This window comes from Variovorax sp. DAIF25 (assembly GCF_050711835.1).
In the GTDB taxonomy this organism is placed as follows: Bacteria; Pseudomonadota; Gammaproteobacteria; order Burkholderiales; family Burkholderiaceae_C; genus Variovorax.
This window is the reverse complement of the sequence record NZ_CP136636.1, coordinates 5,211,722-5,225,636: the sequence shown is the minus strand read 5'-3', so window position 1 is coordinate 5,225,636 and position 13,915 is coordinate 5,211,722. Positions and strand designations below refer to the sequence as shown.

Here is a 13,915-nt window from a genome sequence, read left to right as displayed (position 1 = left end):
CGCCTCGGCATCCACCGCCGCGCCGCCCGCAGCGCCCTCGACGACGAATTGATCCCATGAGCCCTTCACGCCCGTTCATCCTGCGGCCGGTGGCGACCTCGCTGCTGATGGTCGCCATCGTGCTGGCCGGCTTGGTGGCGTTCCGCTTCCTGCCGCTGTCGGCGCTGCCGCAGGTCGACTACCCGACGATCCAGGTCCAGACGCTCTACCCGGGCGCCAGCCCCGAGGTGATGAGCAACACCGTCACCGCGCCGCTCGAACGCCAGTTCGGCCAGATGTCGGGGCTCGACCGCATGAGCTCCACCAGTGCGGCGGGCGTGTCGATCATCACGCTGCAGTTCACGCTGGGCCAGACGCTCGACGTCGCCGAGCAGGAAGTGCAGGCCGCGATCAACGCCGGCGGCTCGCTGCTGCCGGCCGACCTGCCGGCGCCGCCGGTCTACGCCAAGGTCAACCCGGCCGACGCGCCGGTGCTCACGCTGGCGATCACCTCCGACACCCTGCCGCTGACCGAGGTGCAGAACCTCGTCAACACGCGGCTCGCGCAGAAGATCAGCCAGGTCTCGGGCGTGGGGCTGGTGTCGCTCAGCGGCGGCCAGCGGCCCGCGGTGCGCATCCAGGCCAACACCCAGGCACTGGCGGCCAACGGCATCGGCCTCGACGCGCTGCGCACCGCGATCAGCGCGGCCAACTCCAACGGCGCCAAGGGCAGCTTCGACGGCCCCAAGCGCGCCTACACCATCAACTCGAACGACCAGCTGCTCACGGTCGACGACTACAAGAACCTGATCGTCTCGTACAAGAACGGCGCGCCGATCCGCATGGTCGACGTGGCGCGCGTGGTCAACAGCGCCGAGAACAACCAGCTCGGCGCCTGGGCCGGCACCAAGGCCGCCGGCGATGCCGAAGGCACGCTCACGCCCGCGATCATCCTCAACGTGCAGCGCCAGCCCGGCGCCAACGTGATCGCCACCGTCAACGCCATCAAGGCGCAGCTGCCCGAGCTGCAGGCCGGCATGCCCGCGGGCCTGAAGGTCGAGGTGCTCAGCGACCGCACGGCCGGGATCCGCTCATCGGTCGAGCACGTGCAGATGGAGCTGGTGCTCGCCGTGGTGCTGGTGGTGCTGGTGATCTTCGCCTTCCTCGGCAGCCTGCGCGCCACCGTCATCGCCAGCATCGCGGTGCCGATCTCGCTGATCGGCACCTTCGGCCTGATGTACCTGCTGGGCTACAGCCTCAACAACCTGAGCCTGATGGCGCTGACCATCGCCACCGGCTTCGTGGTGGACGACGCGATCGTGATGATCGAGAACATCGCGCGCTACATCGAGGAGGGCGAGAAGCCCTTGCAGGCCGCGTTCAAGGGCGCCACCCAGATCGGCTTCACCATCATCTCGCTGACGGTGTCGCTGATCGCGGTGCTGATCCCGCTCTTGTTCATGGGCGACGTGGTCGGCCGGCTGTTCCGCGAGTTCGCGGTCACGCTGGCGATCACGATCCTGATCTCGGCCGTCGTGTCGCTCACGCTGGTGCCGATGATGTCGGCGCGCTGGCTCAAGCACGAACCCAAGCGCGACCCCGCCAGCCACGGCATCGCCGCGCGCGCGCAGCGCTTCTTCGACGGCGTGATGACGCGCTACGACCGCTCGCTGCACTGGGTCATCGACCACCAGGCGCTCACGCTGCTGGTCGCGCTGCTCACCCTGCTGCTGACCGTGGCGCTCTACCTCTCGATCCCCAAGGGCCTGTTCCCGACTCAGGACACGGGCCAGCTGCAGGCACGCATCGAGGCCGCGCAGGACGTCTCGTTCGACCGCATGTCGCAGCTGCAGCAGCAGGCCGCGCGCGCCGTGCTGGCCGACCCCGACGTCGAGAACCTCAGCTCCTTCGTCGGCGTCGACGCCGCCAACAACACCATGCTGCACACCGGCAGCATGCTGATCAACCTGCGCCGCGGCCACGACAGCCAGCAGGCCGTGATGGACCGGCTGCGCGAGCGCGTGCGCGGCGTGGCCGGCGTGACCCTCTACCTGCAGCCCACGCAGGACCTGACCATCGACGCCGAGACCGGCCCCACGCAGTACCGCGCCTCGCTCGAAGGCGTGGACGGCGCCGCCATCACCGACTGGATGCAGCAGCTGGTGGCCAAGCTGCAGGCCGAGCACGGCGACAAGGTGCGCAATGTCAGCAGCGATGCCGGCGCCCAGGGCCTGGCGGCCTTCGTCAACGTGAACCGCGACACCGCGGCGCGGCTGTCGATCACCGCGAGCACGGTCGACGACGCGCTCTACAGCGCCTTCGGCCAGCGCATCGTCTCGACCATCTTCACCGAGACCAACCAGTACCGCGTGATCCTCGAGGCCCAGCCCGGCATGGTGAACACGCCGCAGACGCTGGGGCAGCTCAACCTGATCGCGGGCTCGGGCACCGCGACGCCGCTCTCGGCCATCGCCGACATCAGCGAGCGGCAGGCGCCGCTGCAGATCACGCACGTGGCGCAGTACCCGGCGAGCACGCTGAACTTCGATACCGCGCCGGGGGTGGCGCTCGGTTCAGCGGTCGACACGATCCGTGCGACGGCGAAGGAGATCGGGTTGCCGAAGAGCATCACGATGACCTTTCTCGGGGCTTCGGGGGCTTACGAGAAATCGCTGTCGAACCAGCTGTGGCTGATCCTGGCGGCGGTGGTGTGCGTGTACATCGTGCTGGGGGTGCTGTACGAGAGCTACGTGCATCCGCTGACGATTCTGTCGACCTTGCCATCCGCTGGGGTGGGGGCGCTGCTGGCGTTGATGGTGACGGGCAACGACCTCGGAGTGATCGGGATCATCGGGATCATCCTGCTGATCGGGATCGTGAAGAAGAACGCGATCATGATGATCGACTTCGCTATCGATGCGGAGCGCACTGAGGGCAAGTCTCCCCGGGAAGCTATTCATCAGGCGGCGTTGTTGCGGTTTCGGCCTATCTTGATGACTACGCTGGCAGCCTTGTTTGCTGCTGTGCCTTTGATGTTCAGCTTTGGGGATGGGGCTGAGCTGCGGCGTCCTTTGGGGTTGGCTATTTTTGGGGGGTTGATCGTTAGTCAGCTGCTTACCTTGTTCACTACGCCTGTTATCTATTTGGCGTTTGATCGGTTGGGTGGGGCTCGGAGGTCTGGGGTGGTCGAGGAGGAGGCGGTTTGAGGCTTCTTTCTCGTCAGGCTGATGTGTTGTGTTCTTCGGTTGCTTTCCCTGCGGGCGCTGTTGGCCGGGATTTCGCCCCGGCGGGCGAGTCACTTTCTTTTGTCTCGCCAAAAGAAAGTAACCAAAGAAAAGGCGACCCCACTGTCTGTGTCCCTCCGCTTCGCTACGGGCAACCTGCGGTGCTCGGGGAAAGCGGGGGTCCGCAGAACTCGCTGCGCTGCGCTCCGCTCAGACAGCTGCGGCCCTTATCCCGCTTTCCCCTGCGCTCCTCGGCACAGCCAGAGGGGCGTGGGTCGGGCCATCGCTGCGCTCGGCCCCGCATACCCAACGGGCCTTCGCTTCGCTCGGCCCGGGTAGCAGAAGACCCGAGGCCTGCGCGCCACCTCACCCCACACAAGGACGCGCCATGGCGCGTTGACCCTGATCCCCTCTGGCTGCGCCGAGGAGCGCAGCGTTTCGCGGATCAGGGCTCGCAGCTGTTTGAGCGAAGCGAGTTCTGCGAGACCCCGCGAAACGCGAGCACCGCAGGTTGCCCGCAGCTTCGCTGCGGGTCGCAGACAGTGGGGTCGCCTTTCTTTGCTTACTTTCTTTGGCGAGATGTATGGACCGGGCACATGGTGGACAGGTGTGCGAGGACATGGTGGACACCATCGGGCGTATCGCCCGATCGGAAGACGACCATGCCCTGGAGCACCCGAGACACCATGAGCCTGAGAGAAGAGTTCGTTGCCCTGGCACGCCAGGAAGGTGCCAACCGGCGTGAGCTGTGCCGGCGCTTCGGCATCAGCCCGCAGACCGGCTACAAATGGCTCGCACGCAGTGCCACGCTGGGTGCCGCCGGCCTGGGCGATGCCAGTCGCCGCCCACACAACAGTCCCGGCGAGACCTCGCCCGAGCTTCAACAATCCATCGTTTCGCTGCGCCAGCAGCACCCTGCATGGGGCGCACGCAAGCTCGCACGGCGCCTGAGTGACCTCGGACAGGGTTGCCTGGCTCCGAGCACCGTCAACTCCATCCTCAAGCGCCACGGCCTCATCAGCGCCCAGGCCAGCAGTGCGGCCACCGCCTGGCAGCGCTTCGAGCACGAGGCGCCCAACAGCCTCTGGCAGATCGACTTCAAGGGCTACGTGTCCACCGCAGCGGGGCCCTGCCATCCGCTGACGCTGCTGGACGACCACTCCCGTTACAACCTGGCCCTGCGCGCCTGTGCCCGCCAGCAAACGGCCAGCGTGAAGGAGCAGTTGCAGGACGTCTTCTCCCGCTACGGTCTGCCGGTGCGCATCAATGCGGACAACGGCGCACCCTGGGGCAGTCCGCGCGAGCCGGGCCAGCTCAGCGAACTCGCGCTGTGGCTCATCCGCCTGGGCGTGCGGGTGAGCTTCAGCAGCCCTTATCACCCGCAGACCAACGGCAAGGACGAGCGCTTCCATCGCAGCCTGAAGGCGGAGTTGCTGGTCGGGCGCAGCTTCCAGGATCTGGCGCAGGCGCAGCAGCAGTTCGATCGCTGGAGGCGTATCTACAACCATGAGCGCCCGCATCAGGCGCTGGGCATGAACACCCCGGCGAGCCGGTACCGCGCCAGCGAGAGGGCCTATCCGAGGACGCTGCCACCGCTCGAGTACGGCCCGAACGACACGGTGGTGAAGGTCGGCTGGCTGGGGGAGGTGCGCTTCAAGAGCAAGCGCTTCAAGGTGTCCGCAGCACTCAAGGACCACGAGATCGCGCTGCGCGCGCAGCCCGGGCGAGAGGGCTGCTACGACGTCTACTTCGTGCACCACAAGCTGCGCGAGATCGACCTGCGCGAGGCCTGAACCACCATGCAGAATGTGTCCACCATGTCCTCGCACATGTGTCACCCATGTCTCCGGTCCATACAGCGAGACAAAGAAAGTAAGTCGCCCGCCGGGGCGAGACCCGGCCTACGCCCTCTGCAAGAGGCAGACCGGCAGCAAGCCAACACACCTAAGCAGGGAATCAAAGAAGGAGGCAAGAGATGAACCTCTCCCGCCCCTTCGTCCGCCGCCCCATAGGCACAGTCCTCCTCACCATCGGCATAGCCCTGGCAGGCATCGCAGCCTTCTTCGTCCTCCCGGTATCCCCATTACCGCAAGTCGACTACCCCGTCATCTCGGTCCGCGCCTCCATCCCGGGCGCCAGCCCCGAGACCATGGCCACGAGCGTCGCCACGCCCCTCGAACGCCACCTGGGCACCATCGCCGGCGTCAACGAGATGACCTCGACCAGCTCGGTCGGCTCCACCCGCGTCACCTTGCAGTTCGACCTCAGCCGCAACATCGACGGCGCCGCGCGCGAGGTGCAGGCCGCGATCAACGCGAGCCGTGTCGACCTGCCCGCCACCCTGCGCAGCAACCCGACCTACCGCAAGGCCAACCCCGCCTCGTCGCCGGTCATCATCCTGGCGCTGACCTCGAAGACCAAGACCCCGGGCCAGATCTACGACGCCGTGTCGAACATCGTGAGCCAGCGGCTGTCGCAGGTCGACGGCGTGGGCGACGTGGAGATCGGCGGCGGCTCGCTGCCGGCCGTGCGCATCGAGCTGCTGCCGTTCGCGCTCAACCGCTACGGCATCAGCACCGAGGACGTGCGCGCCGCGATCCAGGCCTCGAACGCGAACCGGCCCAAGGGCATGGTGCAGGGCGAGGGGCGCAAGCTGCAGGTCTATACCCAGACGCCGGCGCTGCGCGCGAGCGACTACGCCTCGATGCTGGTGGCCTGGCGCAACGGCGCGGCGGTGCGGCTGGCCGACGTGGCCGAGGTCTACGACGGCGTCGAGGACACGCGCACGCTGGGCCTGTTCAACGGCGAGCCGGCGGTGATCGTGCTGATCACGCGCCAGCCCTCGGCCAACATCATCGAGACGGTCGACGGCGTGCGCGCGCTGCTGCCCGAGCTGCAGTCGCAGCTGCCGCCCGACGTCGAGCTGCGCGTGGCCTCCGACAGCACCAGCTCGATCCGCGCCTCGCTGCACGAAGTGGAGTTCACGCTGGTGGCCTCGGTGCTGCTGGTGGTGCTGGTGGTCAGCCTGTTCCTGCGCAGCGCGCGCGCCACCGTCGTGCCTGCCGTGGCCACGGTGGTCGCGCTGCTCGGCACCTTCGGCGTGATGTACCTGCTGGGCTTCAGCCTCAACAACCTGAGCCTGATGGCGCTCACGGTGGCCACGGGCTTCGTGGTCGACGACGCGATCGTGGTGCTCGAGAACACCAGCCGCCACATCGAGGCCGGCATGACGCGCATGAAGGCCGCGCTGCTCGGCGCCAAGGAAGTGGGCTTCACGGTGCTGTCGATCAGCGTGTCGCTGGTGGCGGTGTTCATCCCGCTGCTGTTCATGGGCGGCCAGGTCGGGCGGCTGTTCCGCGAGTTCGCGGTCACGCTGTCGGCGGCGGTGATGATCTCGCTGGTCATCTCGCTGACCACCACGCCGATGATGTGCGCCTGGCTGCTCAAGCGTGGCGGCGAAACCGACAAGACCAAGCCGCCGGGCCGCTTCGCGCGCTGGTCGGAACGCGGCTACGAGTGGGTGCTCAAGCGCTACGAGGTCAGCCTCGACTGGGCGCTCGGCAGCAAGGCGCTGGTGGCGCTGATCCTGCTGGCGGTGATCGGGCTCAACGTCTACCTGTTCAGCGCGGCGCCCAAGGGCTTCTTCCCGCAGCAGGACAGCGGCCAGCTCAACGGCGGCTTGCGCGCCGACCAGAGCATCTCCTCGCAGGCGCTCGCGGCCAAGCTGCGCGAGGTGGTCGACATCATCCGGCGCGACCCCGCGGTCGACACGGTCACGGGCTTCATCGGCGGCTCGCGCGCGGGCGGCGGCTTCATGTTCGTCAACCTCAAGCCCGCGAGCCAGCGCACCGAGAGCGGCCTCGCGGTGATCGCGCGGCTGCGGCCGCAGCTCAACCAGGTGACCGGCCTGCGCGTGTTCCTGAGCCCGGTGCAGGACGTGCGCTCGGGCGGGCGCTCGAGCAACTCCACCTACCAGTACACGCTCAAGAGCGACAACCTGGCCGACCTGCGCACCTGGGCCGGCAAGCTGGCCGACGAGCTGCGGCTGCAGCCGAACCTCACGGACATCGACACCGACCAGGACCAGAACGGCGTGGAGACGGTGGCCGAAGTCGATCCCGACAGCGCGCGCCGGCTCGGCCTGACCTCGCAGGCGGTGGACAACGCGCTCTACAACGCCTTCGGCCAGCGCCAGGTGGCGACCATCTACACCGAGCTCAACCAGTACCACGTGGTGATGGAGTGGGCGCCGCGCTACACGCGCAGCCCGAATGCGTTGCGCGACGTCTACGTGCCGGCCACGCGCACCTCGGTGGTGGCGGGCCAGACCGTGACCACGCAGGTGGCGGCCAACGGCACGACCAACCAGTCGACCTCGGTGGCCACCAGCAACACGGCCACGGGCTCGAAGACCGGCACCGCGTCGACCGCCTCGAGCACCACGCCAACGGTGCCTGTGTCGGCCAACGCGGGCTCGCGCAACGCCTCCACCGGCAACGTGCTGAGCAACACGCCGACCACGCTGGTGCCGCTGTCCTCGGTGGCGAAGTTCGTCGAGCGCTCGGTCGCGACCTCGGTGAGCCACGAGGACGGCGAGCTCGCGACCACGATCTCGTTCAACCTGGCCGAGGGCGCCAACCTCGGCGATGCGCGCGAGGCGATCGCCAAGGCCGAGGCCAACATCGCGATGCCGATCAACGTGCGCGGCGCCTTCGCGGGCACGGCGCTCGCGGCGCAGCAGTCGCAGGGCCAGCAGGCGATGCTGATCCTGGCCGCGCTGGTCGTCATCTACATCGTGCTGGGCATCCTCTACGAGAGCCTGGTGCACCCGATCACCGTGCTGTCGACGCTGCCCTCGGCCGGCGTGGGCGCGGTGCTGGCGCTGCTGATGTTCCGCATGGAGTTCTCCATCATCGCGCTGATCGGCGTGTTCCTGCTGATCGGCATCGTGAAGAAGAACGCCATCCTGATCATCGACTTCGCGCTCGAGGCCGAGCGCTCGCGCGGCCTGAGTCCGCTGGAAGCGGTGCGCGAGGCCTGCCTGCTGCGCTTCCGCCCGATCCTCATGACCACCATGGCGGCCGCGCTCGGCGCGCTGCCGCTGGCGATCGGCTTCGGCGAGGGCGCCGAGCTGCGCCGGCCGCTGGGCGTGGCGATCATCGGCGGGCTGATCGCCAGCCAGGTGCTGACCCTGCTCACCACGCCGGTGGTCTATCTGCTGCTCGACAAGCTGCGCCGCCGCGGCGCCGACGAGAGCCACCTGAGCCGCACCATGGAGGTCCAGCCATGACCGCAACGACAAAGACACCACGGCCCGCACGCGCCGTTCGAAGAATGCCCGCCTCCCTGTTCCAGACTCCCTTCTTTCCGAAGCGCATCGCGCTGGCCGCGACGCTCGCCGCGCTGCTCGCGGGCTGCGCCGTCGGCCCGGCCTACCAGGTGCCGGCTGCCGTGTCGCCCGCGGGCTGGAAGGAACAGAAGACGGCCGAGGGCTGGCTGCCGGCCGCGCCGGCCGACACGCTCGAGCGCGGCGAATGGTGGAAGCTCTTCGGCGATCCGGTGCTCGACGAGCTCGCGGGCCGGGTGCAGGTGTCGAACCAGAACATCGCGGCCGCGGTCGCCAACTACGCGCAGGCCCAGGCGCTGGTGCGCGGCGAGCGCGCGGCGCTGTTCCCCTCGGTCTCGCTGAGCGGCAACGGCAAGCGCAGCGGCAACATCGGCGGCGACAGCAATGCCTCGAACGCCTTCTCGGCCACGCTCGCGGCCGACTGGTCGCCCGACGTCTGGGGCCGGCTGCGCGCGGCGGTCAGCAGCGCGCAGGCCAATGCGCAGGCCAGCGAGGCCGACCTCGCGGCGGCGCGGCTGTCGGCGGTGGGCGAACTGGCCACCAACTACTTCTCGCTGCGCGAGGCCGATGCCGAGATGGTGCTGCTCGACGAGACCATCGAGGGCTACCAGCGCGCCTACGAGATCACCAACAACCGCTACCAGGCCGGCATCGCCGCGCAGACCGACGTGCTGCAGGCGCAGACCCAGCTCGTGAACGCGCGCGCCGACCGCGTCGGCCTGCAGCGCACGCGCGCCACCTACGAGCATGCGATCGCGGTGCTGGTGGGCGCGGCACCGGCCGACTTCAGCCTGGCGGCCGCGAAGTGGACGCCGACGGTGCCGGGCGTGCCGACCGGCGTGCCCTCGACGCTGCTGCAGCGCCGGCCCGACATCGCGGCGGCCGAGCGCTCGGTGGCCGCGGCCAATGCGCAGATCGGCATCGCGCGCGCCGCCTACTTCCCGAACTTCGGCCTCAATGCCTCGGTGGGCAGCAACGCGAGCAAGGTCAAGGACCTGTTCAATGCCTCGAACACGCTGTGGGCGCTCGGGCTGTCGGTGGCGCAGGTGGTGTTCGACGCGGGCGCCATCGGCGCCAACGTCGACTCGGCCAAGGCCGGCCACGAAGCGGCCGTGGCGCGCTATCGCCAGACCGTGCTGACGGCCTTCCAGGCGGTCGAGGACCAGCTCAGCGCGGGCGCCACGCTGGCCCAGCAGGAAGGCCTGCGGCGCGAAGCCTCGGCCGCGGCCGACAAGACCGAGCAGCAGCTGCTCAACCGCTACCGCGCGGCGCAGGTCAGCTACACCGAGGTCGTGACCGCGCAGGTCGCCGCGCTCAATGCGCGGCGCTCGCTGGTGCAGTTGCAGGTCAACCGCCAGTCGTCGGCGATCGCGCTGATCCAGGCGCTCGGCGGCGGCTGGCAGGCCGAGTGGCTCGCGGACGCGGGCACACAGCCGGCCACGCGCTGATCGCGTCGGCAAGGCGGATCGGGGAAAGGTCGCGGACGCACGCGGCATCGCGCGCGTCCCTGGAGTCGCCGCCACGCCGCAATTGATCCGGCGGCCGGCGGTGTTCGGGAAAGGACCTTCAGGGCCTCAATGGGCCGGGCGGTCCGTCATGCCGCCCAGGTAGTCCTTGTCGGTGACCAGCACCCACAGCGCCAGCACCAGGATCGCCGCGGCCACGAGCACCGCGTTGACCAGCGCCACCTCGAGCCCGCCGAAGCCCAGCACCCACGGCGACACCGCGAGCCAGACCGCGAGCGCGACCTCGGTCCACTCCTCCCAGGCCTGCGGCACGAAGGTCGCGCCCAGTGCCACGGCACCGAGCACGAGGCCGGTACCGATCGCGCCCCACATGGCGAGCGTGTGGCCCTGGAAGCCCAGGACCCAGGGCGAGACGATCAGCCAGACGCCGAGGACGGCGTTGACCGGGTCTTGCCAATGCTTCACTTGCTTCATGGTCTTTACCTCCTGTCGCGGCAACAGCAGGACGCGCGACCGCGACCGGGGTTGGACTGCGCGGCTTTGCCAGTGGTTCCGTGCGATCAGCCGCCGCGCGCCACCGGCGGCACCAGGTAGGCCCCCGACTCGAACAGCTGCGCCTCGGCCTGGTCGATGCGCCGGATCACGGCCTTGCCCGCGCGGCTCGCGAGCAGCTCGACCAGCGCCTCGGCCACGGCCACGCCGGCGGCCACCGAGGGAAAGAACGAGGGGCTGTGGATGGTGAACAGCAGGGTCTCGTCGGCGCGCAGCGAGAGCGGCGAGCCCAGGCTGTCGGTCAGCGCCACGATGCGGCTGCCCGCGGCCTTGGCGGCCTCGGCCACCTGCAGCGCCTCGCGCGAGTAGGGCGCGAAGCTCGCGATCAGCACCACGTCGCCGCGCCCGAAGGCGCGCTGCTGCATCTCGAGCGTGCCGCCCTGGCCGTCGACCAGATGCACGCTGCCGCGAAAGAGCCGATACACGTAGACGAAGGAGAAGGCGATCGGGTAGCAGGCGCGAAAGCCGGCCGCGTGCACCGCGGGCGCCTTCTCCATCAGCGCGCAGACCTTCTGCAGCGCCTGTTCGCTCTGCTGCTGCGTGGTCTCGAGGTTGCGGCGCTGCACCTCGAACATCTCGCCGGTCAGGCCGCGGTCGCGCGCGCGGCCCACCAGCTGCTGGGCGCGCGCGCCGTAGGCCTCGGCGCCCAGGCCCATGTCGGTGGCGAAGGCGGCCTTGAGCTGCGGCCAGCCGTCGAAGCCCAGCGTCTGGGCGAAGCGCACCAGCGTGGCGGGCGTGCTCTGCGCGCGCGTGCCGATGCCGCGCATCGAGCCCGTGACCACCTCGTTTGGATGGTCGAGCACGTAGCGCGCCACCTGCTGCAGCGCGGGGCTCAGGTCGTCGAAGCGCTGGCGGATCTGGTCTCTGGCGCCCATGGCGTCGTTCCTCTTTGTCTCTGGCGTTGGAACGAATGTACCGGAGGCGCGCCCGCTGTTCCGGGCCGGGGCTGGAACGGGTGAAACGAGCGGAACAGTTGACGGAACAAATGTTCCAATAAATAATTCGCCCGAAACGTTGGTTCCAGTCCCCATCCGCCTGTCCTCACGCCATGACGCACGTCTTCCACCGCCATCTCCGCCAGACCCCGCCCGTCGCCACGGGCTCGCACGGCCTCTACATCCGCGACGCCGAGGGCCGCGAATACCTCGATGCCTCGGGCGGCGCGGCCGTGTCCTCGCTGGGCCATGCGCATCCCGAGGTGCTGGCCGCGATGCATGCGCAGATCGACCGGCTGGCCTATGCCCACACCAGCTTCTTCACCAGCGAGGTGGCCGAGCGCCTGGCCGACGAGCTGATCGGCGCGGCGCCCGAAGGCATGAGCCATGCCTACCTCGTGAGCGGCGGCTCCGAAGCGGTGGAGGCGGCGCTCAAGATGGCGCGCCAGTACTTCGTGGAGATCGGCCAGCCGCAGCGCACCCACTTCATCGCGCGGCGCCAGAGCTACCACGGCAACACGCTGGGCGCGCTCGCGGTCGGCGGCAATGCCTGGCGGCGCGAGCCCTTCGCGCCGATCCTCGTGCCGGCCACGCACGTGTCGCCCTGCTATCCGTACCGCGAGCAGCGCGCCGACGAGAGCCCCGCGCAGTACGGCCAGCGGCTCGCGAACGAGCTCGAGGCCGCGATCCTCGCGCAGGGCGCCGACCGCGTGATCGCCTTCGTCGCCGAGACCGTGGGCGGTGCCACCGCCGGCGTGCTGGTGCCGGTGCCGGGCTACTTCCAGGCGGTGCGCGCGGTCTGCGACAAGTACGGCGTGCTGCTGATCCTCGACGAGGTGATGTGCGGCATGGGCCGCACCGGCAGCTTGCATGCCTGCGAGCAGGAGGGCGTGGTGCCCGACCTGATGACCATCGCCAAGGGCCTGGGCGGCGGCTACCAGCCGGTGGGCGCGGTGCTCGCGCAGCGCGGGGTGGTCGAGGCGATGTCGCAGGGCAGCGGCTTCTTCCAGCATGGCCATACCTACATCGGCCATCCGATGGCCTGCGCCGCCGCGCTCGCTGTGCAGCAGACGATCCGGCGCGAGGGCTTGGTCGCGAAGGTGCGCGAGGATGGCATGGCCTTCGGCGCGATGCTGGCCGAGGCGCTCGGCGCGCATCCGCATGTGGGCGACATCCGCGGCCGCGGCTTCTTCTGGGGCCTCGAGCTGGTGGCCGAGCGCGCGGGCAAGACGCCCTTCGATCCCGCGTTGATGCTGCATGCGGCCGTCAAGAAGGAGGCGATGGCGCGCGGGCTGTTGTGCTATCCCTTCGGCGGCACGGTCGACGGTCGCCAGGGCGACCACGTGCTGCTCGCGCCGCCCTTCATCGCCGCGCGCGACGAGCTGCGCGAGATCGCCGCGCGGCTCGCGGATGCCATCGACGCGGTCACGCGCCGCGCCGCGGGCTGAGTCCGCGCTTCTTCCTTCCCTTTTTCTTCCACCCACCGCCTCGAGGAGCACCTCCATGCCCAAGCCACGCCTGCCGTTTTCCTTCCTGCTCGCTGCCGCCCTCGTGCTGCCGGCGCTCTGCGCGAGCGCGCAGGAGAGCGACACCCTCGCCAAGATCAAGGCCAGCGGCGCCATCACCTTCGGCTACCGCGAGTCCTCGTTCGGCTTCTCGTACCTCGACGGCAACCTCAAGCCCGTGGGCTACAGCATCGAGATCTGCAAGCGCATCGTGGAGGCGGTGAAGAGCGAACTCAGGATGCCGGCGATCGAGATCCGCTACCAGGCCGTGACCTCGGCCAACCGCATCCCGCTGGTGCAGAACGGCACGGTCGACATCGAGTGCGGCTCCACCACCAACCTGGTCGAGCGCCAGAAGCTGGTGGCCTTCTCGCCCGACATCTTCCGCTACAACGTGCGCATGCTGGTGAAGGCCGATTCGGGCATCAGGAGCATCGCCGACCTGCAGGGCAAGACGGTGGTGACCACCACCGGCACCACCTCGTTCCGGCTGCTGCGCGAGGCCGACAAGGGCAAGAACCTCGAGGTCACGAGCCTCGGCGGCAAGGACCACAGTGATTCCTTCCTGCTGGTGGAGAGCGGCCGCGCGCAGGCCTTCGTGCTCGACGACATCCTGCTGGCCGGCCAGCTCGCGAACGCGCGCAACCCGAAGGACTTCCTGATCACCGGCGAGAGCCTGCGCACCGAGAACCAGTCGCTGATGTTCCGCAAGGACGATCCGGCTTTCAAGGCCATCGTCGACCGCGTGGTCTCGGGCATGATGAAGTCCGGCGAGATGGAGACGCTCTACGGCAAGTGGTTCACCTCGTCCATTCCGCCCAAGGGCATCAACATCAACTACCCGCTCAACGCCGAGACGAAGGAAGCCTTCGCCAATCCCTCGTCGAAGGGCATCTGAGCCGCATCA

The 13,915-nt window shown here is 68.9% G+C and carries 8 protein-coding genes; 6 read left to right on the top strand and 2 right to left on the bottom strand.

Translation table 11 applies throughout. From position 1 onward, the window contains the following. Positions 1-56 precede the first annotated feature (56 nt). The 4 genes from R0232_RS24020 to R0232_RS24005 all read left to right on the top strand — a co-directional run bounded on the left by R0232_RS24020 (position 57) and on the right by R0232_RS24005 (position 9,998). Positions 57-3,185 (top strand): efflux RND transporter permease subunit, encoded by a 3,129-nt coding sequence (locus R0232_RS24020; protein ID WP_093339845.1) that lies wholly within the window; start codon positions 57-59, stop codon positions 3,183-3,185. Between the two features lie 680 nt (positions 3,186-3,865). Further along, complete coding sequence (locus R0232_RS24015; RefSeq protein WP_431509459.1) at positions 3,866-4,996, top strand: IS481 family transposase; 1,131 nt, start codon at positions 3,866-3,868, stop codon at positions 4,994-4,996. 182 nt (positions 4,997-5,178) lie between these two features. Next, positions 5,179-8,493 (top strand): efflux RND transporter permease subunit, encoded by a 3,315-nt coding sequence (locus R0232_RS24010; protein ID WP_208511206.1) that lies wholly within the window; start codon positions 5,179-5,181, stop codon positions 8,491-8,493. Between the two features lie 44 nt (positions 8,494-8,537). After that, positions 8,538-9,998 carry an efflux transporter outer membrane subunit gene (locus R0232_RS24005; protein WP_093339840.1) on the top strand — a complete coding sequence of 487 codons (1,461 nt, stop codon included), beginning with the start codon at positions 8,538-8,540 and terminating at the stop codon, positions 9,996-9,998. 126 nt (positions 9,999-10,124) lie between these two features. On the opposite strand, the gene R0232_RS24000 is transcribed toward R0232_RS24005, so the two are convergent. Then, the gene (locus R0232_RS24000; RefSeq protein ID WP_208510630.1) at positions 10,125-10,490 is read right to left on the bottom strand and encodes an SPW repeat protein; all 366 of its coding nucleotides are present in this window, start codon (positions 10,488-10,490) and stop codon (positions 10,125-10,127) included. Positions 10,491-10,576: 86 nt separating this feature from the next. After that, positions 10,577-11,443 carry a MurR/RpiR family transcriptional regulator gene (locus R0232_RS23995; protein WP_093339835.1) on the bottom strand — a complete coding sequence of 289 codons (867 nt, stop codon included), beginning with the start codon at positions 11,441-11,443 and terminating at the stop codon, positions 10,577-10,579. A 173-nt stretch (positions 11,444-11,616) separates the two neighbouring features. Between R0232_RS23995 and R0232_RS23990 the strand changes: the two genes are divergently transcribed. Next, positions 11,617-12,951 (top strand): aspartate aminotransferase family protein, encoded by a 1,335-nt coding sequence (locus R0232_RS23990; protein WP_431509650.1) that lies wholly within the window; start codon positions 11,617-11,619, stop codon positions 12,949-12,951. 55 nt (positions 12,952-13,006) lie between these two features. Then, positions 13,007-13,906, top strand: a complete 900-nt coding sequence (locus R0232_RS23985; protein ID WP_431509649.1) for an amino acid ABC transporter substrate-binding protein — start codon at positions 13,007-13,009, stop codon at positions 13,904-13,906. Positions 13,907-13,915 lie beyond the last annotated feature (9 nt).